This is a genomic window from Nocardioides hankookensis (genome assembly GCF_042658885.1).
Classification (GTDB): domain Bacteria; phylum Actinomycetota; class Actinomycetes; order Propionibacteriales; family Nocardioidaceae; genus Nocardioides; species Nocardioides hankookensis.
The window spans coordinates 1,385,464-1,407,606 of the sequence record NZ_JBHSRJ010000004.1 but is presented as its reverse complement, the minus strand read 5'-3'; the positions used below and the strand labels follow the sequence as shown (position 1 = coordinate 1,407,606).

Sequence of the window (22,143 nt, the reverse complement as noted above, 5' to 3'; positions counted from 1 at the left end):
TCAACCCCATGATCGGACTGCCCCAGGGAGCCGAGTGGCTCGTCATCCTGGCGATCGTCATCCTCGTCTTCGGTGCTGCGAAGCTGCCGGACCTGGCCCGCGGGACCGGTCAGGCGCTGCGCATCTTCAAGGCCGAGACCAAGGGCCTGCGCGACGACGATGACGACGAGAAGTCGCCCCCGCCCGCGCCGCCGGCCGCCACCGAGCTGCCGCCGACGCCGCCCGCCGCGCCGGTCGAGAACCCCGTCGAGGACCGCCAGGCCGACAAGAACAACGGCTGAGGCCGGAGACCCCGCACGCCCGTGGCGCTACGAGGTATCTTTCGGCTCTTCTCCGGCAAGCCCGTCCACCCGGTGGGCGACGACGGCCGGATGGCTCTCTCGGACCACTTCCGAGAGCTCCGTGCTCGCGTCCTGAAGGTCGCGCTGACCTTCCTCGTCGTCTTCGGCTTGTCGCTGTTCTTCTTCCACCAGCTGTTCGACTTCGTCTACGGCCCGTATGAAGAGGCACTGAACAACCTGCCGCCAGAGCAGAAGAGCCTCGGGATCACCGAAGGCGCCGGCGGCGGCCTGATGCTCTGGCTCAAGATCTGTGGCTTCACCGCGCTGCTCGTCACTTGCCCGGTCTGGCTCTACCAGATTTGGGCGTTCATCATGCCGGGCCTGCACCCCAACGAGAAGCGCTGGACCCGGATCTTCGTGGCAATCGCCGTTCCTCTCTTCCTGGTCGGAGTACTTCTTGGTTGGTTGACGCTCCCCAAGGGTCTCGAGGTCCTGATCGGCTTCAACCCCGAGGTCCTCACCAACCTCATCGAGTTCAACGACTACCTGCAGTTCCTCACCCGGACGCTCTTCGTCTTCGGTCTCGCCTTCGAGATCCCGGTCTTCGTGGTGATGCTCAACCGGGCCGGCGTGGTCAAGGGCAAGACGCTCGCCAGCTACCGGCCCTGGATCATCGTCGGCATCTTCGTCTTCGCGGCCATCGCCACCCCATCCACGGACCCGTTCACCATGACGATCATGGCCGTGCCCATGGTCATCCTCTACGGCATCTCCGAGTTCCTGGCCCGAGCGCACGACCGCCGCAAGGAGGAGGGCCGCCCCAACGCCGGCCTCTCACCCGACGAGGCCTCGCCGCTGTGACGGAGGTCCTCACCGCCGTCGACCCCTTCGACCTGCCGGAGTGGCTCGGCGTCGCCGACGTGACCTGGTCCGCGCAGGCCGGCCTGCGCACCGGGTACGCCGTGCGCGGCGAGCTGGTCAGCGACGGCGTCGACCCGATCGCCTGCGACCTGCTCGCGGTCGACGAGGCACACCCGGTGCCGATCGCGGCGGACGACGTACGCACCCGCGCCCACCAGGCCTGGCGCAACGGCGAGGTCCACCTGGTGCGACGCGATGGGCGCCTCGCCCTGGCCGTCCCGGGCACGTTCTTCACCGCCGACTTGGTCCTCGACGCCTTCGCGCGACTGGCCCGCGCCGTCGGTGCCTCCGCCGAGCGGTACGCCGTCCTGCTGCGCATCGGCGATTCCGGACGCTGATCGTCGGTAGGACGTTTGGTCACCAACGACGTGCTCGGAGCGCTCCCACCATGTCGTCTGTGACCAAACGTCGCCCGGGAGGCCCGCCGATGGCTACTGTTCGCCCGTGACCGGCACCACGGGCGAGATCGCCCTGCTGACCAACCCGACGTCCGGCAAGGGCAGGGGAGCGAAGGCGCGCGACGCGGCACTGGCCCGGTTCGCCGAGGCAGGCATCACGCCGCGCAGCCTCGCCGGCCGCGACGCCGACGAGGCGCTCGACCTGGCGCGCCAGTGCGTCGCCGACGGCGTCGAGACGCTGGTCATCGTCGGGGGAGACGGCATGGTGCACCTCGGGGTCCAGGCACTCGCCGGCACGACGACCGCGCTGGGCATCGTCCCCGCCGGCACCGGCAACGACGTCGCCCGCTACTTCGACCTCCCGCGCAAGGACCCCCGCGCCGCGGTCGAACGGATCCTCGCCGGCCGCACCCGCACCGTGGACCTGGCCCGCAGCGGTGCGAAGTACTTCACCACCGTGCTGTGCGCCGGGTTCGACGCCGTCGTCAACGAGCGCGCCAACACGATGACCTGGCCGAAGGGCCAGATGCGCTACAACATCGCCACCCTGGCCGAGCTGCGCACGTTCGAGCCGCTGCCCTACACGCTCGACCTGGACGGCACGCCGCTGTCGCTCGAGGCGATGATGGTCTCGGTCGGCAACGGCCCGTCGTTCGGCGGCGGCCTGCGGATCACCGAGGGCGCGATCCTCGACGACGGCATGCTCGACGTGGTGATCATCAAGCCGATGACCAAGCCGGCGCTGGTGCGCACCTACCCGAAGCTCTTCAAGGGCACCCACACCACGCACCCGGCCTACGAGCACCACCGCGTGCGGTCGGTGACGGTCGCCGCGCCCGGCATCGTGTCGTACGCCGACGGCGAGCGCTTCGGCGCGCTGCCGCTGACGGTCGAGTGCGCGCCGCGCGCCCTCACCGTGCTGCACTGACCCCGCCGCCTAGGCTGGGTGCATGAGCACCGCGGACGACCAGGACCTCTCCCCGTCCGAGCGGTACTCCAGCTACCGCAAGCAGCGCCAGCACCCGGTGACCCGGGACTTCACGGGGCTCTACGACTTCCCGCTCGACGAGTTCCAGCTCCGCGGTTGCGAGGCGATCGAGGAGGGTCGCAGTGTCCTGGTCGCAGCACCGACCGGCTCCGGCAAGACCATCGTCGGCGAGTTCGCGGTGCACCTCGCGCTCGAGACCGGCCGCAAGTGTTTCTTCACCACCCCGATCAAGGCGCTCTCCAACCAGAAGTACGCCGACCTCGTGGCCCGCTACGGCTCCGACCAGGTCGGCCTGCTGACCGGCGACAACGTCGTCAACGGCGAGGCGCCGATCGTGGTGATGACGACCGAGGTGCTACGCAACATGCTGTACGCCGGCTCGCGCACCCTGCTGGGTCTGGGCTTCGTCGTGATGGACGAGGTGCACTACCTCGCCGACCGGGCCCGCGGCGCCGTCTGGGAGGAGGTGATCATCCACCTCCCGGAGTCGGTCGCCCTCGTCTCCCTGTCGGCCACGGTCTCCAACGCCGAGGAGTTCGGCGAGTGGCTCGAGACCGTCCGCGGCGACACCACGGTGATCGTCGAGGAGAGGCGCCCGGTCCCGCTCTACCAGCACGTGATGGTCGGCAAGCGCCTCCTGGACCTCTTCGCCTCCTCGGACGTCGACGCCGCCGCCGGCTTCGTCAAGGAGGGCGCCCCGGTCAACGACGAGCTGCTCAAGGTCGCCCGTGACGACTGGGCCAGCAGCCGCATCAAGGACCGTCGTACGCCGCGAGGCCGCTCCAAGCCCGGGCAGCGGCAGGTCGGCAACGGTCGCCGGGTCTGGATCCCGAGCCGGGTCGACGTGATCGACCGTCTCGACCGCGAGGGCCTGCTGCCCGCGATCGTGTTCGTCTTCAGCCGGGTCGGTTGCGACGCCGCCGTCACTCAGTGCCTCAACGCCGGGATCCGGCTGACCAAGCCCGAGGAGCGCGACGAGATCTTCGCGTTCGTGGAAGCCTCTTGCCGGCACCTCCCGGCCGAGGACCTCCAGGTGCTCGGCTACCACGACTTCCTCGACGGGCTCACGCGCGGCGTCGCGGCCCACCACGCGGGCATGCTGCCAGCGTTCAAGCAGTGCGTGGAGGAGCTCTACGTCCGCGGCCTGTGCAAGGTGGTCTTCGCGACCGAGACGCTCGCACTCGGCATCAACATGCCCGCCCGCACGGTGGTGATCGAGAAGCTCGACAAGTGGAACGGCGAGACGCACGCGGCGATCACGCCGGGGGAGTACACCCAGCTCACGGGCCGCGCCGGTCGTCGCGGCCTCGACGTCGAGGGGCACGGCGTCGTGCTCTGGCAGCCGGGCATGAGCCCGCGCGAGCTCGCCGGTCTCGCCTCCACCCGCACCTACCCGCTGCGCTCGTCGTTCCGGCCGTCGTACAACATGGCCGTCAACCTGGTGCACCAGTTCGGCCGGACCCGGTCGCGGGAGCTGCTGGAGCAGTCCTTCGCACAGTTCCAGGCCGACAAGGCCGTCGTCGGGCTGGCCCGCCAGCTGCGCAAGGCCGAGGACGCCCTCGACGGCTACCGCGAGGCGGCGGCGTGCGACCGTGGCGACTTCATGGAGTACGCCGGCCTCCGCCAGCGGATCAGCGACCTCGAGAAGGGTGCGAGCAAAGCGAGGAAGGCGGACCTTCGTGAGGAGGCTGCCGCGTCGTTGAAGGAGCTGAAGCCGGGCGACGTGATCATGGTGCCGACCGGGAAGTTCGCCGGCTGGGCCGTCGTCGTCGACCCGGGGTGGTCGCCCGAGGGACCGCGGCCGTACGTCGTGACCTCCGACCGTCAGGCCCGGCGGCTCGCGATGATCGACTTCCCGGCGCCGGTGGAGGCGATGGGCAAGGTCAAGATCCCCAAGAACTTCAACGGCCGCAACCCGCAGATGCGCCGCGACCTGGCCTCGGCCCTCCGGTCACGCACCCACGACCTGGCGCCGCCGCGGTTGACCAAGCAGCGCGGCCGCGACCAGACCCGCACCCACGCCGACGACGAGATCGGCCGACTGCGCGACCAGCTGCGGGCGCACCCCTGCCACGACTGTCCCGACCGCGAGGACCATGCCCGCTGGGCCGAGCGCTGGGTGAAGCTCGACCGGGACGCCCAGACGCTGCGGCGCAGGGTGGAGCAGCGCACCAACACGGTGGCACGGCAGTTCGACCGCGTGTGCGACGTCCTCACGGCCCTGGACTACCTCGAGGGCGACACGATCACCGACCGCGGGCGGCACCTGATGCGGCTCTACTCCGACATGGACCTGGTGGCGGCCGAGTCGATCCGGCTGGGGCTGTGGGACGGTCTGTCGCCGTCCGAGCTCGCGTCGGCACTGTCGGTGCTCGTCTTCGAGGCGCGGCGTCCCGACGACGCGTCCTCCCCGCGACTGCCCGGCGGCCGCGTGCGCGAGGTGATCGGGGAGATGGTGAAGCTCTGGGGCAGCCTCGACGCCCTCGAGCGCGACCACAAGCTGGACTTCCTGCGCTCGCCCGACCTCGGCTTCGCGTGGGTCTCCTACCGGTGGGCCGAGGGTGACGACCTCGACGACGTCCTGGTCGCGAGCGACCTCGCCGCCGGCGACTTCGTGCGCTGGATGAAGCAGCTCATCGACCTGGCGGGCCAGGTGGCCGGTGCCGCCGGCGACAGCCCCCTGCGGGACACGGCCCGCAAGACCATCGCCGCGCTGCGGCGCGGTGTCGTGGCCTACGACTCGCTCGCCGAGGACGAGTCCTAGGAGAGCGCGTCGGCGATCGGGGTGGCGCCGTTCGTCAGCGCCCACTGCTGCCCGATGGTGCTGTCGGTGTCGAGCGCCGCGGCGACCACGGCCGCGACGTCGGCCCGGGTGACGTCACCGCGCTGGACGTCGGGTCCCAGGCTGACCAGACCGGTCGCGGGGTCGTCGGTGAGCCGGCCGGGTCGCAGGATCGTCCAGTCCAGGTCGCTGGCCCGCAGGGCTGCGTCCGCGTCGCGCTTCGCCTCGACGTACGCCCGCCAGACGTCGCCGGTGTCGGCAGGCAGCGGGTCGTCCACGCCGATCGCGGAGATCTGGACGAACCGGCGGATGCCTGCCTGCCGGGCGCCCTCGATCGACTTCAGCGAGCCCTCGAGGTCGACGGTGCGCTTGCGCTCGATGTTGCCGTCCGGCCCGCCGCCGGCGGCGAACACCACGGCGTCGCAGCCCGCGAACGCCGTGGCGAAGGCAGCCGCCTCCTGCTGCTCGATGTCGAGCAGCCTGACCTCGGCGCCCTTGGCCTCCAGCTCGTCCCGGTAGGCCTCGGTGCGCACGAGCGCCACCGCGTCGTGGTCCGAACGACGCAGGTCGTGGATGAGGTGCTGGGCCACCTGTCCGTGGCCCCCGACGATCGCTATGCGGGTCATGCCCTCCACCGTACGGGCGCCGGAAAGCCACGTCGTTTGTGACCAAACGACGTCACGAGCTCGCGAGCAGCACCTCGGTCAATCGCTGCACCGGGCTCTCGAGGCCCCACGTGGTGCCGAGCTCGGCGACCCGCTGGAGGTCGACCGGCTCGGCCGGGAGCCGGGTGGCGGGGGAGCCGAGGTCGATGTCGCGGGCCACGGCCACCACCTGAGGTGCGACGGCGAGGTAGTCGGCGGCGGCCTTGATCTTGCCGCGCGGCCCGGGGCCCATGTCGCCGTCCGGGTCGTTGGCCGCGGCGACGATGCCGTCGATGTCGCCGAAGCGCTGCAGCAGCGTCGCGGCGGTCTTCTCGCCGACGCCGGCCACGCCGGGCAGGCCGTCGGAGGCGTCGCCGCGCAGGGTGGCGAAGTCGGCGTACTGGTGCGCGTCGATCGCGTACTTGTTGCGCACCCAGTCGTTGGTGACGCGCTCGTGGTTGCCGACGCCGCGCGCGATGTAGAGGACCCGGACGTCGGCGTCGTCGTCGACGAGCTGGAAGAGGTCGCGATCACCGGTGACGATGTCGACCGGTTGGTTCGCCTGGCTGGCGAAGGAGCCGATCACGTCGTCCGCCTCGTAGCCGTCAGCGCCCACGACGCACAGCCCGAAGGCCTCCAGCACCTCGAGGATGATCGGCACTTGGACCTGGAGGGGGTCGGGCACCTCCTCGACGTCGGGGGCGCCCTGCTTCTCGGCCACCACCCGGTGCGCCTTGTACGACGGCAGCAGGTCGACCCGCCACTGCGGGCGCCAGTCGTTGTCCCAGCAGCAGACCAGGTCGGTGGGGCCGTAGTCGCCGACCAGCCGGGAGATGAAGTCGAGGAACCCGCGCACCGCGTTGACCGGCGTACCATCCGGCGCCTTGATCTCCGGAACTCCGAAGAACGCCCGGAAGTACATCGAGGCGCTGTCGAGCAGCATGAGTCGGCCGGGTTGCGAGTCGGTCACGAACGCATCCAATCACGGGATCGCCGCTAGTCTGTGCGCCGTGAGCCAGCCGGAACTCGAAGCAACTGACCGCAAGATCCTCGAGCTCCTCGCCAACGACGGAAGGATGTCCTTCACCGACCTGGGGAAGGCCACCGGACTTTCGACGTCTGCGGTCCATCAGCGCGTCAAGCGGCTCGAGTCCCGCGGGCTGATCCGCGGGTACGGCGCCAGCATCGACCACGAGCAGCTCGGGCTCCCGTTGACCGCCTTCATCTCGATCCGCCCGATCGACCCCTCGCAGCCCGACGACTCCCCGGAGCGGGTGCGCGGGATCCCCGAGATCGAGTCCTGCTGGTCGGTCGCCGGCGACGAGTCCTACATCCTCAAGGTCCGCGTCGCCACGCCCACCGCGCTCGAGGACCTGCTGGCCCGGATCCGGGCCGCGGCCAACGTCTCGACGCGTACCACGATCGTGCTGTCCACGCCGTACGAGAACCGCTCCGTCACCTGATCCGGTGCGGGTCGGGTCGCACCGTTTGGTCACCAACCGCAGAGTCGGCGGCCGAAATCTGCGGCTGGTGACCAAACGGCAGGGCATCAGCCCGGCTCACCAGGCCTGCAGCGCCGCCGTACGACGTGAGGCCTCGGCCACCTCGGCGGCGCGGAGCGCGGAGGCGTCCAGGTCGCCGTGCTCGGCCCACCACGCCTGGCCGGCCTCCGGCAGGGTGTGGATCGGGTCGTAGTACTCGTAGGTCTTGGTGAGGGCGTCCGTGGACGTGGCCTCGATGGAGGTGCGGTAGTTCTTCGTCCAGTACGAGACGCCGCGCTCGGTGTCGTAGTCGGCCAGCTGGTGGACCCACCGCTTGCCGACGAACGGCACGTCACAGACGATCCGCGGCGTCGCGAAGCCCGGCAGGTAGCCCATGATGTGGTGCTGCAGCCGCTGCGCGTCGGCGACCGAGACCCGCCAGTGCTCGGAGTAGGGGATCAGGTCGCACATGTAGAAGTAGTACGGCATGATCTGCGCGCCATCGAGCAGGCGGAAGCACAGGTCGAGCAGCGCGTGCGGGTCGGCGTTGACGCCGTTGAGCAGCACGCCCTGGTTGCGCACGTCGCGCACGCCGGCCTCGAGCATCGCCTTCGACGCTGCGGCGACCATCGGCGTGATCGAGTTGGCGTGGTTGGCGTGCGTGTGGATCGCCAGGGACACGCCGCGTGAGCGGGCGACGGTCGCGACCCGCTCGACGCCGGCCCGGACGTCGTCCTGGAGCCAGTGCTGGGGGAGACCGACCAGGGCCTTGGTGGCGAGGCGGATGTCGCGGATGTTCTCGATCTCGAGCAGCTGGGTGAGGAAGTCCTCGAGGCGCGGCCACGGCATGTTCGCCACGTCGCCCCCTGAAACGACGACGTCGCGGACCTGCGGCGTACGGCGCAGGTAGTCGAGCATCGAGCCCAGCCGGTCGACGGGCTTGCCCACGAACTTCAGCTTGTCGACGGTGGCCGTCGAGTTGCCGACCAGGTCCATCCGGGTGCAGTGGCCGCAGTACTGCGGGCAGGTCGGGAGCAGCTCGGCGAGCACCTTGGTCGGGTAGCGGTGGGTGAGGCCCTCAGCGACCCACATGTCGTGCTCGTGCAGCGAGTCGCGGGTCGCGTGCGGGTGGGACGGCCAGTCGGTGCGCCGGTCGGAGAAGACCGGGATCATGTAGTGCCGGACCGGGTCCGCGTAGAACGCCTCCGTCAGGGAGCCCGGGCCGGTCCCCGTCTCGTGCGGCACCATCGTGTTCATCATCTGCGGCGGCACGAGCATCGACATCGTGGCCCGCTCGGCCTGGTCGCGCTCGAGGTCGGCGTAGAAGCGCTCGTCGACGAGGTCGCCCAGCAGCTCGCGCAGCTGCTTCACGTTCTTGACGCAGTGCGAGCGCTGCCACTGCACCGACGCCCACTCCTCGGGGGTCACGTCGCGCCAGCCCGGGAAGCGGGTCCAGTCGGGCTCGACGAGCTCGACCTGCCGGTAGGGGTAGGGCTGACCGGTCTGGTCCTCGACGAGGGACGCGATCGACGTCTCGATGCTCATGCATGTGAGGGTAGACGGAGATATTGCGGCGCGGCAAACCACACGCCGTACGTTTTCCTGTCAGATCAGATGACTGGCAAGTAACGTCCGGCGCACCGTGGCATCGTCCGCAGGTACGCCGTACCTGCGCAGGTAGACGGTCTCCACCAGGTCGCGCAGCGCAGGCTCCGGCTCGTCGGCCAGCGGGGTGTCCATCAGCAGCAGCTGCGGCGCGTGGCCGTCGTCGTGCGGCGGCAGGTAGTCGCGCACCGGCCGCAGCCGTCCGCCGAGCCGCTCGTAGAAGACGATGCGCCGCCGGTGCTCGTCGACGAGCTCGGAGGAGAGGCCGGCCTCGTCGGGGTCCTCGACGTCCCAGACCAGTCGGGTGCGCCCCTCGGCGGCGAGGCGGTCGGTCAGCAGGCGCCACATCGCCGAGCCGGTGCCGCGGCCGCGGCGTCCGACGGCGTAGTAGCGCAGGAAGGTCCACGGCGTCTCGTCCAGGTCGCGCACCAGCGCGAAGCCGGCCGGGCCGTCCTCGTCCAGCAGCACGAGCATCCGGTCGACGAAGAGGTCGTCGAAGGGCACCTGCAGCTCGTCGGGGAAGGCGTCCTCGTAGATCGCCCGCACCGTGCCGCGCTGCTCGGCGCTCAGCGACGCGGCGTCGACCAGGCTCATCGCTCCCACACCACCTCTCCGGCCAGCACGGTCGACAGCACCTCGATGTCGCGGATCGCCCCGGGCTCCACGGTCGCCGGGTCGTCGGACAGGACGGCGAGGTCGGCGTACTTCCCGACCGCGATCGTGCCGCGGTCGCGCTCCGCGTGGGAGGCGTACGCCGAACCGAGGGTGTACGCCGTGAGGGCCTCGAGCCCGGTGATCGCCTCCTCCGGCCCGCACGGCTGCCCGCCGTCGGTGAGCCGGTTGACCATGTCGTGCATGCCGCGCAGCGGGGCGCCGTCGACGACCGGGCGGTCCGAGCTCCCCGGCGGTGTGATGCCGGCGTCGAGCAGGGACCGGTAGCGGTAGGCCCAGCCGGCCCGGTCCGGTCCGAGGGCGCGCAGCATCCCGTCGCCGATCTCGCCGACGAAACGGCCCTGCGGGACCGGTACGACGCCGAGCTCGGCCGCCTTGGCGACCTGGTCGGGCCGAGAGACGCCGAAGTGCTCGATCCGGTGGCGTACGTCGGGACGCGGCCACCGTCGCTGTGCCTCCTCGACGGCGTCGAGCACGAGGTCGATCGCGGCGTCGCCGATCGCGTGGGCGGCGACCCGCCAGCCGGAGCGGTGCGCCTCGAGGATCCTCGTGCGCAGTGCGTCGGCCGAGTCCTGGAGGAAGCCGCGCTCACCGGGGGTGTCGGCGAAGTCGTCGGTCATCGCACAGGTGTGCCCGATCAGGGAGCCATCGCTGAAGATCTTGGTGGGACCGATCCGGAGCCGGTCGTCGCCCAGCCCGGTCCGGATGCCGAGGTCCAGGCCCAGGACCAGGCCGTCGGTCTCGTGCGCCGAGAGCTCGTGCAGCGCGTCGGCGGCGACCATCAGCTCGACCCGGACCGGCAGCCGGCCGGTGTCGCGCGCCTGCTGGTAGGCCGCGACCTCGACCGGGCTCTTGCCGATCCAGCCGCCGCCCACGCCGGCCTCGACGACGCTGGTGATGCCCTGGCTCAGGTAGACGCGGCCGGCGCGCTCGATCGCGTCGACCAGCGTCCCGACGGGGTAGGGGAGGACCAGCCGGTTCAGCAGCTGCTGCGCCTGCTCCTGGAGCAGGCCGGTGGGACGTCCGGCGTCGTCGGTGACGACCAGGCCACCGGGGACGTCGACGGGTGAGTCGGCGATGCCGAGCTCGGCGAGCAGCGGCCCGTTGACCACGCACATGTGGCCCGACGTGTGCCGCAGCCAGACGTTGCGACCGGGAGCGGCCCGGTCGAGGGCGTCGCGGGTCGGGTGGCCGCCGATCTTGTTCTCGTCGTAGCCGGCGCCGACGACCCACTCGCCGGGCGGCAGCTCGGCGGCACGAGCCGCGACCGCGTCGTACAACGCGTCGAGCGAGGCGACCCGGAGGTCCACCTCGGCGAGTGAGAGGCCGTACCACGCCATGTGGTTGTGGGCGTCGTGGAAGCCAGGGGTCACGACGGCGCCGCCGAGGTCGATCGTGCGCTCGGCCGGCACGTCCTCCAGGGCGACGACGCGGTCGCGCCAGATCGCCACGGCGGGCGCGACCCGGTCGCCGACGACGGTGCGCACCCGGGCGTTGGTCAGCAGCAGGTCAGCCTTCACGCTCTACCTTCTCTCAGGGCGGCCTTCTCGACCCGGTGCGACGCCGTGAGCGGCAGGTCGTCGCGGAACTCCCAGACGCTCGGCACCTTGAAGGACGCCAGCCGGGCCGCGGCCCAGGCGGTGAGGTCGTCGGACGTCGTCCCGGGCGCGACGACGTACGCCTTGACCTCCTCGCCCCGGATCTCGTCGGGAACGCCGACGACCGCCGCGAGCCGGACCGCGGGATGGGTGAGCAGCACGTCCTCGACCTCGCGCGCCGCGATGTTCTCGCCGCTGCGGCGGATCATGTCCTTGAGCCGGCCGGCGAGGTAGACGCGGCCCTGGTCGTCGAGCCGGGCCAGGTCGCCGGTGGGGAACCAGCCGTCGACGAAGGGGTCCGGCTGCCCGAGGTAGCCGGTCATCATCCCGGGCCCGCGCAGCCACATCTGGCCGTCGTCGTCGATACGCACCTCGCGATGCGCCGCCGGGCGACCCAGGCAGCCCGAGCCGACCAGCTCGTCGTGGTCGTCGGGGGAGACCCGGATGTCGGCGCCGGTCTCGGTCATGCCGAACGCCTCGAACCACGGCACGCCCCACCGCGCCTCGAGGTCCGCGTGCAGGGCGGGCGGGATCGCCGAGCACTGCACGGCGCGGACACGGTGGGCGCGGTCCAGGTCGTCGGCCGGCATCTTGAGCAGCAGCGTCGGCATCGCCGCCAGGCAGTAGAAGTAGGTGACGTCGTGGGCACGCACCTGGGACCAGAACGTCGACGGGTGGAACCCGTCGAGCGCGACCAGGTGGGCGCCGGACAGCAGGGCCGAGACGACGTTCCACTGCGGGTCGAGGTAGAAGAACGGCTGCGCGGTCAGCATCACGTCGTCGGCGACCAGGTGGGGGAACTCCTCGACCATCGAGGTGCCCAGCGTCGTCCAGTACCGGTGGGTGAGGACGCAGCCCTTCGGGTGCCCGGTCGTGCCGGAGGTGTACTGCACGTTGACCGGCGCCCCGGGGTCGACCGCCCCCTGCTCCCAGGTCCCGGTCGGCACCAGGTCCGCGACGTCCACGACCTCCAGGAGCGGCTCGAGCAGCCCGGCGTACGACGGAGAGGTGACGGCCAGGCGGGCGCCCGCGTCGGCGACGACGTGACCGGCGTCCGCCGAGCGGTAGCGCACGTTGAGCGGGACCATCGCCGCGCCCAGCCGCATCAGGGCGAGCCAGACGAGCGGGAACTCCGGCTGGTTGTCGAGCATCACCGCGACGCGGTCGCCCGCCCCCACCCCGCGCTCGCGCAGGGCCTGGGCCAGGGACGACGTTTGGTCACCAACCGCAGAAAAGGTGAGCGTCCGCTCGGTCCCGTCGGCGCCGACGAAGGTCCACGCGGGCCGGCCGGGCCAGTGCTCCACCGCCGCGACCAGGTGGTCGACGAGCGACTGCTCAGCCACGGGTGAAGGCCTCCTTGGGTGCCACACCCTCCCCGGACAGGGAGGTCAGGACGGCGTGGTCGACCTCGCGGACCATCGCCTCCTCCAGCGTCGCATCCAACCCGTGGTCGAGCACCTGCTTGGCCAGGCTCAGCGCGAGCGGCGGGCGTTCGACGAACCGCTGGGCCAGCTCCAGGGCCACGGCCTCGTGCTCGCCCGGGGGTACGGCGCGGGCCACCATCCCGAGCTGGGCCGCCTCGGCGCCGGTGACGCGGTCGCCGAGCAGGAGCAGCTCCTTGGCCTTCGCCCAGCCGACCAGCATCGGCAGCAGCCGGGAGATCCCGCCGGTCACGCTCAGGCCCACGCCCACCTCGGGGAAGCCGAACTGCGCGTCCTCGGTCGCGACCACCACGTCGCACGCGAGCGCGAACTCGCAGCCCGCGCCGAGGGCGTAGCCGTGCACCGCCGCGACCACCGGCCCCGGGAAGCGACGCGTCAGGCGGGTGACCTCCTGGATCGCCTCCAGACGCCGTCGGGTCTGCACCGGCGTCTCGACCGGCTCCGGCTCCTTGAGGTCGTGACCCGCGCAGAACGCCCGGCCCCGACCGGCCAGCACCACGACCCGGGCGTCCTCCTCGGCCGCGCGGGCGAGCGCGCCACCGAGCTGGTCGGTGAGCGCGGCGGTGACGGCGTTGAGCCGCTCCGGCCGGTTGAGGTGGATGAACGCGATCTCGCCGGACCGGTCGTACTCGACCTCCACGGGGACTCCTTCATCAGTCGCTCTACCGATCGATCGATCGATCGGGCATCATGGGCGACGGTAGATCGTGGCGGCGAGAGGGGTCAAGCGGTGAGCCAGACGACGGGCGAGACGACGGGGGAGCGGGTCCAGGCCGCGGCTCTCGCGCTCTTCGCCGAGCGTGGTTACCACGGCACCGGCATCCGGCAGCTCGCCGAGGCCGCGGGGCTGTCCTCGGCCTCGCTCTACCACTACATGGGCACCAAGGAGGAGCTGCTGGTCGCGATCATGCGTGCCAGCCTCACCGAGCTGCTCGATGCCGCGGAGGCGACCGCGGACCTGGACGACCCGCAGGACCGGCTGGTCGCGCTCGTGGACCTGCACGTACGCACCCACGCGAGCGCACCGGAGCGCACCCGGGTCGTCGACGACGAGGTGAACGCACTCTCCGCGCCGGCCCGCGCCGAGGTGGTCACGCTCCGCGACCGTTACGAGGCGCTGTGGCAGGCCGCCCTCGACGACGGCGTGGCTCGCGGCGGTTTCCAGGTCCGCTCGGCCTCCGTCGTACGACGTGCGCTGCTGGAGATGTGCAGCGGCGTCGCGCGCTGGTGGACACCCGACGGTGACCTCGACCTCGACGCCCTCGCGGAGGAGTACGCCGCGCTAGCGCTCCGCCTGGTCGGCGTGTCGGCGCGACACGCCGCAGCTCAGTGAAATTTCGGATCGATCTCGGGACGGAGACTCCCCGTCTGACCTGCGTGTTCGCGCGTCTGTGCAGGTCATCGGGCGGTTGACAGCGGGCGAGTTCCACGGCCAAGGTGTGCCGTCCGTTCATGCAGATCGTGGACAGCGGACCGCCGTCCGAGTGGCCGGGTCCGAGGGTGGGGTGCCAACCACGCCTCGGTCCTTGTTCGCGGAGGTCGGTCCGCTCCCATGAGAGCGGACGCGGAAGGGACCCGTGTCCCCTAGACAACAGCCGCGGCCCGGGCAGCCGGTCAGGGTCGGACTGGTCCGAAGGGCGCGGGATCCTTCCGGGGGCGCCTCCCCCTGGCTCGGTATCGTCGGAGTGTGCTGCTCCGGATCCTGATGGCCGTCGCGTGCGGCGTCGGGCTCTCCCTCGCGTTCGAGCCGGTCGCCGTTCCCTTCGTCATCCCGTTCGCGGTCGCCGGCTTCGTCATCGCGACCCGCGGCCTCCGGCTGCGCGCTGCCCTCCTCGTCGGCTGGGCGTTCGGCATCGGCTTCCAGTTCGTCCTGCTCTACTGGATGCGTTCGGTCGGGTACGACGGCTGGCTCGGCCTCTCCTTGTGGCAGTCGCTCTTCTACGCCGTCCTGGGCGCCGCCAGCTGCGCGGTCCAGCGGCACCGGCTGTGGCCGATGTGGGTCGCGGCGCTGTGGGTGACCACCGAGCTCTGGTACAGCGCCTGGCCGTTCAGCGGGATGCCCTGGGGTCGACTGGCGTTCGCCGTCGTCGACACCCCGCTCGCCGACGCGCTGCCGTGGGTCGGCACCGTCGGCGCGAGCTTCGTGCTGGCGCTCAGCGGTGCGCTGCTCGCGTGGACGGTCGTCGCCGCCCGGCGTCGCGAGAAGCTCGTGGCATGGGGCTGCCTCGCGGCCCTCGCCGCCATCGCGCTCGGGGTGCCGGCCGTCGTCCCGCGGACGCCGCACCCGGACGGTCAGGCGACCGTCGCGGTGATCCAGGGCGACGTGCCGGGCAACGGCGACAACATCCTCTACGACTTCCGCCAGGTCACGCAGAACCAGGTCGACCTGACCACCCGGCTCGCCGCCGACGTCGCCGCCGGGCGCGAGCCGAAGCCGGACTTCGTGCTGTGGCCGGAGAACTCCACCGCGGTCGACCCGTTCCGCGACCAGCAGACGAACGCCGGCATCCTGGCGGCCAGCGAGGCCATCGGCGTCCCGATCCTGGTCGGCGCGATCGTCGACGCCGGGCCCCAGCACGTGCTCAACCAAGGCATCGTCTGGGACCCGGTGACCGGCGCGGGGGACCGTTACACCAAGCACCACCCGGTGGTCTTCGGCGAGTACATCCCGTTCCGCTCCTACCTCGACAACCTCCAGATCGGCCGCCTGACGATGGTGGGCCGTGACATGCTCTCCGGCACCCGGCTGGAGCCCCTCCGGATCGCCGGCATCGAGATCGCCGACTCCATCTGCTTCGACGTCGCCTACGACGATGCCATCTACGGCCAGGTCGACCGCGGCGCCGACCTGCTGACCGTGCAGACCAGCAACGCGACCTTCATCCACACCGACCAGATCGACCAGCAGTTCGCGATCACCCGGCTGCGGGCGATCGAGACCGGACGCTGGCTGACCGTGTCGTCCACCAACGGCGTCTCGGGGGTGATCGCGCCCGACGGGCACGTCGTCGCGCAGGCCGAGCCTCGTACCCAGGCCACGCTCGTCGAGACCGTCGGGCTGGACACCGCGATCACCCCGGCCGTGCGGATCGGGCCCTGGTCGGGCCGGTTGTGCGTGCTGCTGGCGGGTCTCGGCCTGGTCCTCGCGGTGGTCCCGTATCGTCGGAACCTCGCGCGGCGGCAGGTCGACGAAGCGACCCTGAGCCCGACCCACTGAGCAGGAACCGATGAGCGCAGCAGATCCCACCCCCGTCGACGGTCTGGGCCGCGTCGTCGTCGTCATCCCGACGTACAACGAGGCCGAGAACCTCGCCTGGATCGTGGGCCGGCTGCGAGCCGCGCAGCCCTCGATCGACGTCCTCGTGGTCGACGACGGGTCGCCCGACGGCACCGGCGACATCGCCGACGAGCTGGCGGCCGCCGACCCCGCCGTGCAGGTGGTGCACCGCACCAGCAAGGACGGCCTGGGCGCGGCGTACCTGCACGGCTTCCGGGTCGCCCTGGACGCCGGCTACGACGTGATCGGTGAGATGGACGCCGACGGGTCGCACCAGCCCGAGCAGCTGGACCGCCTGCTCGCGGCGCTGCGCGACGGCGCCGACCTGGTGATCGGCTCGCGCTGGGTGCCCGGGGGAGCGGTGGTGAATTGGCCGCTGCGCCGCGAGCTGCTGTCGCGCGGCGGCAACCTCTACGTGCGCCTGCTGCTCGGTGTGCGGGTGCGCGACGCGACGGCGGGCTACCGGCTCTTCCGGCGTACGACGCTGGAGAAGATCGACCTGGAGACCGTGCAGTCGACCGGGTACGTGTTCCAGACCGACATGGTCGCCCGCACGCTCGCCGCAGGGCTCGCAGTGCGCGAGGTGCCGATCGAGTTCGTCGAGCGGGTCCGCGGCGACTCGAAGATGAGCGGCTCCGTGGCCACCGAGTCGCTGCGCCGCATCACGGCCTGGGGCGTGCGCGAGCGCACCCAGCGGGTGCGGACCGCGCTGAGGCGACAGCGATGACCCGACAGCGACGGCTGGTCCAGGGCGTGCTCTTCGTCGTCTTCGTCCTGGTGCCGCTGGCCGAGATCTACGTCATCGTGCAGGTCGGTCAGGCGATCGGCGCCGGCTGGACGATCGCCCTGCTCTTCCTCAGCGGCTTCGTCGGCGCCTGGCTGATCCGTCACGAGGGCGCCCGCGCCTGGCGGGCGATGCGCGAGGCCATCGCCGAGGGCCGGATGCCGGCGACCGAGATCGCGGACGGTGCGCTGATCCTGGTGGGCGGGACGTTGATGGTGGCGCCGGGGTTCATCACCGACGCGCTCGGCATCCTGCTGGTCCTGCCCCTGACCCGGCCGCTCTTCCGGCGGCTGCTCGCGGCGCTGGTCGCGCGGCACCTGGTCGTGGGTGCCGTGGCCGTACGACGCCCCGGACCCGGACCCGCTGAGGGGCCCGTCGTCCGGGGCGAGGTCGTCGACGACGACTGAGCGTCAGGCCGAGGCCTTGCGCTTCTTCTGGTTGGCGCGGTGCAGGTGCGCGGGGCCGATCTCGCCGCCGCGGAGCAGCTCGAGACGCTCCTTGAGGATGTCCTCGAGCTCCTTCTCGGAGCGACGCTCCAGCAGCATGTCCCAGTGGGTGCGGGCCGGCTTCTCCGCCTTCACCTCGGGCAGGATGCCGGACACGTTCATCGCCTCGGCGCCGCAGCGCGGGCACTCCCAGACGGCCGGGACGTCGGCCTCGACCGACATCGTGACCTCGAACTCGTGCCCCTGTGCGCAGCGGAAACCGACCTGCTGACGCGCCGCGAACTCGATGCCGCGCTCGTCCTCAAAGCTTTGGCCCCCGAGCCGCGCTCCACGCAGTGTGCGCTCTGCCATGAGCCACCTCCCGAATCTTGTCCCCCGAATGTGCCTGTCCGAGACCAACGAGGGGCATGTACCCCGCTCGTATCGGTCTCAATCTGTTCAACGGTAGGGGTCCGGACAAGATTCCGGGAATCGGGCGTGGTGACCCCACTCACAGGAACTTCTCAGACGACGGTGGGCACCGGGTTGCCGGCCTCCGCGATGCCGCGTCGCGGATCGAGCCGGAGCAAGAAGAACGCGCCGAGGACGAAGAACACGATGAGAGCGAAGATGGCGGGTCGGTACGAGCCCGTGAGCTGGAAGACGACGCCGAACAGGAGCGTGCCGAACCACGACGTGCCGCGCTCGCAGGCGTTGTAGAGCCCGAAGTACTCGCCTTCACGACCGCGCGGGATGAGCAGGCTGAAGAACGAACGAGACAGCGCCTGGGTGCCACCGAGGACGATGCCGATGGCGACGCCGATGATCAGGAAGAGCGCGATGTTCTTCTCCGGCAGGAACATCGCCGCGACGACGATCCCCATCCACGCGAAGGTGCCCCAGAGGATCGAGCGGTAGGAGCCGTAGCGCGCGGCGAGCCGCCCGAAGAAGAGCGCACCGCCGAACGCCACGAACTGGATGAGCAGGATCGTCGCGATCAGGACCGAGTCACCGAACTTCAGCTGCTTGGACCCGTAGGTCGACGAGGCGTAGATCACCGTCTGGATGCCGTCGTTGTAGAAGAGGTAGGCGATCAGGAAGGTGAGCGTCATCGGGAACTGACGCATCTCCTTGAGGGTGACGAAGAGCTGGCCGAAGCTGCGGGCGAGCAGGCCGCCGTCCTCACGGACGACCCCCTCCGGCGCGCGGTTGCGCAGGCGCACGACCGGGATGATCGTGAAGCCCGCCCACCACACCGCCGCGCTGAGCAGCGAGAGTCGGACCGACATGCCCTTCGAGAGCCCGAACGCGTCGTGCCCCAGGACCATCACCAGGTTGAGCAGGAGCAGCAGCCCGCCGCCGAGGTACCCGAACGCCCAGCCGCGGGACGACGCCCGGTCACGTTCGTCCTCGGTCGAGATGTCGACCAGGATCGCGTAGTAGCTGACCAGCGAGCAGCCGCCGAGGATGCTGCTGATGACGATGACCACCGCACCGAGCTGCCACTGATCGTCCTTCATCAGGAACAGCAGTCCCGCGAAGAACGAACCCGCCCAGGCGAAGCCGGCCATGTGCCACTTCTTGTGGCTCGAGCGATCCACGAAGGCGCCGACGACGGGGAGCAGGAACGCGCTCGCGATCGTCGCGAAGCTGGTCAGGTAGAACGGCAACGACCCGGCCGCCAGGTGCAGGCCGAGCACGTTGACGGTCTTGTCGCAGGTGTCGTCGGCGTCCACGCACCCGGCCGCCTTGCCGGCGACGCTGATCATGTACGGCGCGAAGAGGACCGTGAGGACCGTCGTGTAGAAGGCGCTGTTGGCCCAGTCGTACCAGTTCCACGCGTTCTGCTCGCGCAACCGCTCCTGCACGTCGATGTCCGTTGCGGTCATGACGACTCCCTCCACTGGCCACGCTGGACGAGGACCGCCTTGAGTATGTCGGTCCGATCGGTGAAGAGGCCGTCGACGCCCCGGTCCAGCAGGGCGCGCATCTCGTCCGCGTCGTCGATGGTCCAGACATGCACCTGGCGCCCGGCGGCGTGCGCGCGCCGGACCAGCCCGGGCGTGACCACCAGGACCCGCTTGCGACGGTGCGGGATCTGGAGTGCTGCCGCACCGTCGCCAGCCAGACGGGACGCCAGCCAGGCGGACGGGACCAGCCGGAAGGCCGCGATCTGTCCGAGCGTCGCGCTGGTCGGCACCCGGCCGCCGGTGAGCTGCCGGAACTGCGCCGTACGACGTCGCGAGAACGAGCCGACCAGGACCCGGTCCCACGCGTCGCGGGCGGCGATGAAGTCGGCCAGGGCGGGCACGGCGCCGTCGGACTTGAGGTCGATGTTGAAGCGGGCGTCGGGGAACGCGTCGAACAGCTCGGCGAGGGTCGGCACGGACTCGCGGCCGCCGACCCGGGCCTCCCGCACCTCGCTCAGGCTGAGGGCGGCGATCTCGCCGCGGCGGTCGGTGACCCGGTCGAGCACCGAGTCGTGGAAGGCGAGCAGGACGCCGTCGCGGGTGACGTGCACGTCGGTCTCGAGGTAGGAGTAGCCCAGCCCGACCGCGTGCCGGAACGCCGCGAGGGTGTTCTCCAGGCCCTCGATCTCCGGGTGGTAGGCGCCGCCGCGGTGCGCGAAGGCGAGCACCGAGCCCGGGTCCTCGAGCACCCGGTCCAGGTAGGCGAAACCGGTCCGAGGGGTGTTCACCGGCGAGGTCACGACGAGCAGTATCGCCGACCGGCGAGCGTCCGCGCGCACTCACCACCGGAGCGGTAGCGTCGCCCCATGGAGACCTTGACCTGCCCACGGTGCGGCGCGGAGATGGAGACACGCGCCATCAGCTCGTCCCTCGGCGAGGGCGCGGTCAGCGCCTGTCCCGACGGCCACGGGGTCTTCCTCGCCCGCCCCGACCTCGGCGCCCTGATCGAGGCCGAGAGCGACTGGCACCGGCACGTCGGTCAGCACACCGCGCCGATGCCGAGGATCACCCCCGACATGACCGCCCCGCCGGCCACCAAGCCGCCGGCCCGGGCCTGGGTCGAGACGCTGTTCGAGTGACCCGAGCCTGAGCTTGCGAAGGCTCGGACGACGTCACCAGGTCGCGTAGCCGCGCGACCGACGAAGGAGGACGCCACCGGCGTATCGAGACCCTGTTGGGTGAGATCTCGATACGCCCGTCGCGGCTTCGTCCCTCAGTCGCGGGGCTACTCGATCTGGCTGCTGGATCATGGGGTCGCGAGCTTCGCTCGCGACCCCACGGCAGCTCAGATGTCCCGGAACGTCTCGATGTTGGCGCCGAGCTGGTTGAGCCGCTCGGCGAGGTCCTCGTAGCCACGGTGGATGACGTACGTCGAGCGCAGCACGGACGTGCCCTTCGAGGCCAGCATGGCCAGCAGGATCACCACGGCCGGGCGCAGCGCCGGCGGGCAGACCAGCTCGGTGCCGCTGAAGCTGGTCGGGCCCTCGATCATCACCCGGTGCGGGTCGAGCAGCTTGACCCGCGCACCGAGCTTGTTGAGGTCGGTCAGGTAGATCGCGCGGTTCTCGTAGACCCAGTCGTGCAGGAGGGTCTGGCCGTCGGCGACCGCGGCGATGACCGCGAAGAACGGCAGGTTGTCGATGTTGAGGCCGGGGAACGGCATCGGGTGGATCTTGTCGAGCGGCGCGTGCAGCTCGGACGGCTTCGTGGTGATGTCGACCAGGCGGGTGTGGCCGTTGAGGGCGACGTACTCCTCGGAGCGGTCGTACTGCAGGCCCATCTCCTCGAGCAGCGCGAGCTCGATCTCCATGAACTCGATCGGCACCCGGCGGATGGTGATCTGCGACTTGGTCACGATCGCGGCGGCGACCAGCGACATCGCCTCGATCGGGTCCTCGCTGGGCGCATAGTCGACGTCGACGTCGATCTCCGCGAGGCCGGTGACGCGCAGGGTCGTGGTGCCGATGCCCTCGACCGTGACACCCAGGCGCTGCAGGTAGAAGCAGAGGTCCTGGACCATGTAGTTGGACGACGCGTTGCGGATCACGGTCACGCCGGGGTGCAGCGCGGCGGCCATCAGGGCGTTCTCGGTGACGGTGTCGCCGCGCTCGGTGAGCACGATCGGCCGCTCGGGCTCGATCGCCTGGTTGACCTGGGCGTGGTAGCTGCCGTCGGTGGCCTTCACCTCGAGGCCGAACGGCCGCAGCGCCGCCATGTGCGGCTCGACCGTGCGGGTGCCGAGGTCGCAGCCGCCGGCGTACGGCAGCTCGAACGTGTCGACCCGGTGCAGCAGCGGGCCGAGGAACATGATGATCGAGCGCGTACGGCGCGCCGCGGTCTCGTCGATGTTGCCGAGGTCGAGGTCGCGCGGCGGCACGATCTCGAGGTCGTTGTCGTCGTTGAGCCAGCGGGCCTGGACGCCCATGCTGGTCAGCACCTCGAGCAGGCGGTTGACCTCCTCGATGCGCGCGACCTTGCGGAGCGTGGTGCGGCCCCGGTTGAGCAGCGACGCGCACAGCAGCGCGACGCCGGCGTTCTTGGACGTCTTGACGTCGATCTCGCCCGACAGCGTCGTCGGCCCGGTCACCCGCAGGTGGGTCGGCCCGGCGCCGACGGCGACGATCTCGGAGTCGAGTGCCGCGCCGATGCGGGCGAGCATCTCGAGGGAGAGGTTCTGGTGACCCTTCTCGATCCGGTTGACCGCGCTCTGGCTGGTGTTGAGCAGGTCGGCCAGCTGGTGCTGGGTGAGCCCGCGGTGCTTGCGCGCGTCCCGGATCAAGTTGCCGATGCGGTTCTTGTAGCCCTCGGTCGTGGTGGCCTCAGTCATGCCGTCCACGGTAACTCACATATGAGATAACGCAAGAAAGTCCGGGAC

At 70.8% G+C, this 22,143-nt stretch carries 22 protein-coding genes; 11 read left to right on the top strand and 11 right to left on the bottom strand.

What is annotated here, in order from left to right; translation table 11 throughout:
- Positions 1-8 precede the first annotated feature (8 nt).
- The 5 genes from tatA to ACFPYL_RS13265 all read left to right on the top strand — a co-directional run bounded on the left by tatA (position 9) and on the right by ACFPYL_RS13265 (position 5,352).
- On the top strand, positions 9-281 hold the full coding sequence (gene tatA / locus ACFPYL_RS13285) for a Sec-independent protein translocase subunit TatA (RefSeq protein ID WP_379154755.1): 273 nt from the start codon (positions 9-11) through the stop codon (positions 279-281).
- Positions 282-371: 90 nt separating this feature from the next.
- A complete protein-coding gene (gene tatC / locus ACFPYL_RS13280) occupies positions 372-1,142 on the top strand; it encodes a twin-arginine translocase subunit TatC (RefSeq protein WP_379154752.1) in 771 nt (256 codons plus the stop codon).
- The gene (locus ACFPYL_RS13275) at positions 1,139-1,540 is read left to right on the top strand and encodes a hypothetical protein (RefSeq protein WP_379154749.1); all 402 of its coding nucleotides are present in this window, start codon (positions 1,139-1,141) and stop codon (positions 1,538-1,540) included. The genes tatC and ACFPYL_RS13275 overlap by 4 nt, the downstream gene beginning before the upstream one ends.
- 106 nt (positions 1,541-1,646) lie before the next feature.
- A complete protein-coding gene (locus tag ACFPYL_RS13270; protein ID WP_379154747.1) occupies positions 1,647-2,528 on the top strand; it encodes a diacylglycerol/lipid kinase family protein in 882 nt (293 codons plus the stop codon).
- A 22-nt stretch (positions 2,529-2,550) separates the two neighbouring features.
- On the top strand, positions 2,551-5,352 hold the full coding sequence (locus tag ACFPYL_RS13265; RefSeq protein WP_379154744.1) for a DEAD/DEAH box helicase: 2,802 nt from the start codon (positions 2,551-2,553) through the stop codon (positions 5,350-5,352).
- Here ACFPYL_RS13265 and ACFPYL_RS13260 read toward each other — a convergent pair.
- A complete protein-coding gene (locus tag ACFPYL_RS13260) occupies positions 5,349-5,996 on the bottom strand; it encodes an SDR family oxidoreductase (protein ID WP_379154741.1) in 648 nt (215 codons plus the stop codon). The two genes, ACFPYL_RS13265 and ACFPYL_RS13260, sit on opposite strands and share 4 nt — an antisense overlap.
- Before the next feature lie 52 nt (positions 5,997-6,048).
- Positions 6,049-6,957, bottom strand: a complete 909-nt coding sequence (locus tag ACFPYL_RS13255) for a 5'-3' exonuclease (RefSeq protein WP_379155461.1) — start codon at positions 6,955-6,957, stop codon at positions 6,049-6,051.
- 67 nt (positions 6,958-7,024) lie between these two features.
- Between ACFPYL_RS13255 and ACFPYL_RS13250 the strand changes: the two genes are divergently transcribed.
- Positions 7,025-7,477, top strand: coding sequence for an Lrp/AsnC family transcriptional regulator (locus ACFPYL_RS13250; RefSeq protein ID WP_379154737.1), 453 nt, complete (start codon positions 7,025-7,027; stop codon positions 7,475-7,477).
- A gap of 96 nt (positions 7,478-7,573) precedes the next feature.
- On the opposite strand, the gene ACFPYL_RS13245 is transcribed toward ACFPYL_RS13250, so the two are convergent.
- Genes ACFPYL_RS13245 through ACFPYL_RS13225 form a run of 5 tightly spaced genes read right to left on the bottom strand, consistent with a single transcriptional unit; the run spans position 7,574 to position 13,452 of the window.
- Positions 7,574-9,040 carry a KamA family radical SAM protein gene (locus ACFPYL_RS13245; protein WP_379154734.1) on the bottom strand — a complete coding sequence of 489 codons (1,467 nt, stop codon included), beginning with the start codon at positions 9,038-9,040 and terminating at the stop codon, positions 7,574-7,576.
- A 60-nt stretch (positions 9,041-9,100) separates the two neighbouring features.
- Entirely contained in the window at positions 9,101-9,694 is a 594-nt protein-coding gene (locus tag ACFPYL_RS13240) for a GNAT family N-acetyltransferase (protein WP_379154732.1), read from the bottom strand.
- Complete coding sequence (locus ACFPYL_RS13235; protein WP_379154730.1) at positions 9,691-11,292, bottom strand: amidohydrolase; 1,602 nt, start codon at positions 11,290-11,292, stop codon at positions 9,691-9,693. Before ACFPYL_RS13235 ends, ACFPYL_RS13240 begins: the two co-directional genes overlap by 4 nt.
- Positions 11,289-12,713, bottom strand: coding sequence for an AMP-binding protein (locus ACFPYL_RS13230; protein WP_379154727.1), 1,425 nt, complete (start codon positions 12,711-12,713; stop codon positions 11,289-11,291). The genes ACFPYL_RS13235 and ACFPYL_RS13230 overlap by 4 nt, the downstream gene beginning before the upstream one ends.
- On the bottom strand, positions 12,706-13,452 hold the full coding sequence (locus ACFPYL_RS13225) for an enoyl-CoA hydratase/isomerase family protein (protein WP_379154724.1): 747 nt from the start codon (positions 13,450-13,452) through the stop codon (positions 12,706-12,708). Before ACFPYL_RS13225 ends, ACFPYL_RS13230 begins: the two co-directional genes overlap by 8 nt.
- A gap of 90 nt (positions 13,453-13,542) precedes the next feature.
- Here ACFPYL_RS13225 and ACFPYL_RS13220 point away from each other — a divergent pair, with 90 nt between their 5' ends.
- The 4 genes from ACFPYL_RS13220 to ACFPYL_RS13205 all read left to right on the top strand — a co-directional run bounded on the left by ACFPYL_RS13220 (position 13,543) and on the right by ACFPYL_RS13205 (position 17,280).
- Positions 13,543-14,145 (top strand): TetR/AcrR family transcriptional regulator, encoded by a 603-nt coding sequence (locus ACFPYL_RS13220; RefSeq protein WP_379154721.1) that lies wholly within the window; start codon positions 13,543-13,545, stop codon positions 14,143-14,145.
- A 354-nt stretch (positions 14,146-14,499) separates the two neighbouring features.
- Positions 14,500-16,029 carry an apolipoprotein N-acyltransferase gene (gene lnt / locus ACFPYL_RS13215; RefSeq protein ID WP_379154718.1) on the top strand — a complete coding sequence of 510 codons (1,530 nt, stop codon included), beginning with the start codon at positions 14,500-14,502 and terminating at the stop codon, positions 16,027-16,029.
- Between the two features lie 10 nt (positions 16,030-16,039).
- Positions 16,040-16,816 (top strand): polyprenol monophosphomannose synthase, encoded by a 777-nt coding sequence (locus ACFPYL_RS13210; protein WP_379154715.1) that lies wholly within the window; start codon positions 16,040-16,042, stop codon positions 16,814-16,816.
- A complete protein-coding gene (locus tag ACFPYL_RS13205; RefSeq protein WP_379154712.1) occupies positions 16,813-17,280 on the top strand; it encodes an FxsA family protein in 468 nt (155 codons plus the stop codon). The genes ACFPYL_RS13210 and ACFPYL_RS13205 overlap by 4 nt, the downstream gene beginning before the upstream one ends.
- A gap of 3 nt (positions 17,281-17,283) precedes the next feature.
- Here the strand turns inward: ACFPYL_RS13205 and ACFPYL_RS13200 are convergent, their stop codons facing one another.
- From ACFPYL_RS13200 to ACFPYL_RS13190, 3 genes are all read right to left on the bottom strand, one after another.
- A complete protein-coding gene (locus tag ACFPYL_RS13200) occupies positions 17,284-17,670 on the bottom strand; it encodes an RNA polymerase-binding protein RbpA (RefSeq protein WP_379154710.1) in 387 nt (128 codons plus the stop codon).
- A 152-nt stretch (positions 17,671-17,822) separates the two neighbouring features.
- Positions 17,823-19,187: an MFS transporter gene (locus tag ACFPYL_RS13195; RefSeq protein ID WP_379154707.1), complete on the bottom strand. Its 1,365-nt coding sequence runs from the start codon at positions 19,185-19,187 to the stop codon at positions 17,823-17,825.
- Positions 19,184-20,008 carry a glycerophosphodiester phosphodiesterase gene (locus ACFPYL_RS13190; protein WP_379154704.1) on the bottom strand — a complete coding sequence of 275 codons (825 nt, stop codon included), beginning with the start codon at positions 20,006-20,008 and terminating at the stop codon, positions 19,184-19,186. The genes ACFPYL_RS13195 and ACFPYL_RS13190 overlap by 4 nt, the downstream gene beginning before the upstream one ends.
- 66 nt (positions 20,009-20,074) lie before the next feature.
- Between ACFPYL_RS13190 and ACFPYL_RS13185 the strand changes: the two genes are divergently transcribed.
- Positions 20,075-20,347 (top strand): zf-TFIIB domain-containing protein, encoded by a 273-nt coding sequence (locus tag ACFPYL_RS13185; protein WP_379154701.1) that lies wholly within the window; start codon positions 20,075-20,077, stop codon positions 20,345-20,347.
- 206 nt (positions 20,348-20,553) lie between these two features.
- On the opposite strand, the gene ACFPYL_RS13180 is transcribed toward ACFPYL_RS13185, so the two are convergent.
- Complete coding sequence (locus tag ACFPYL_RS13180) at positions 20,554-22,104, bottom strand: UDP-N-acetylglucosamine 1-carboxyvinyltransferase (protein WP_379154698.1); 1,551 nt, start codon at positions 22,102-22,104, stop codon at positions 20,554-20,556.
- Positions 22,105-22,143 lie beyond the last annotated feature (39 nt).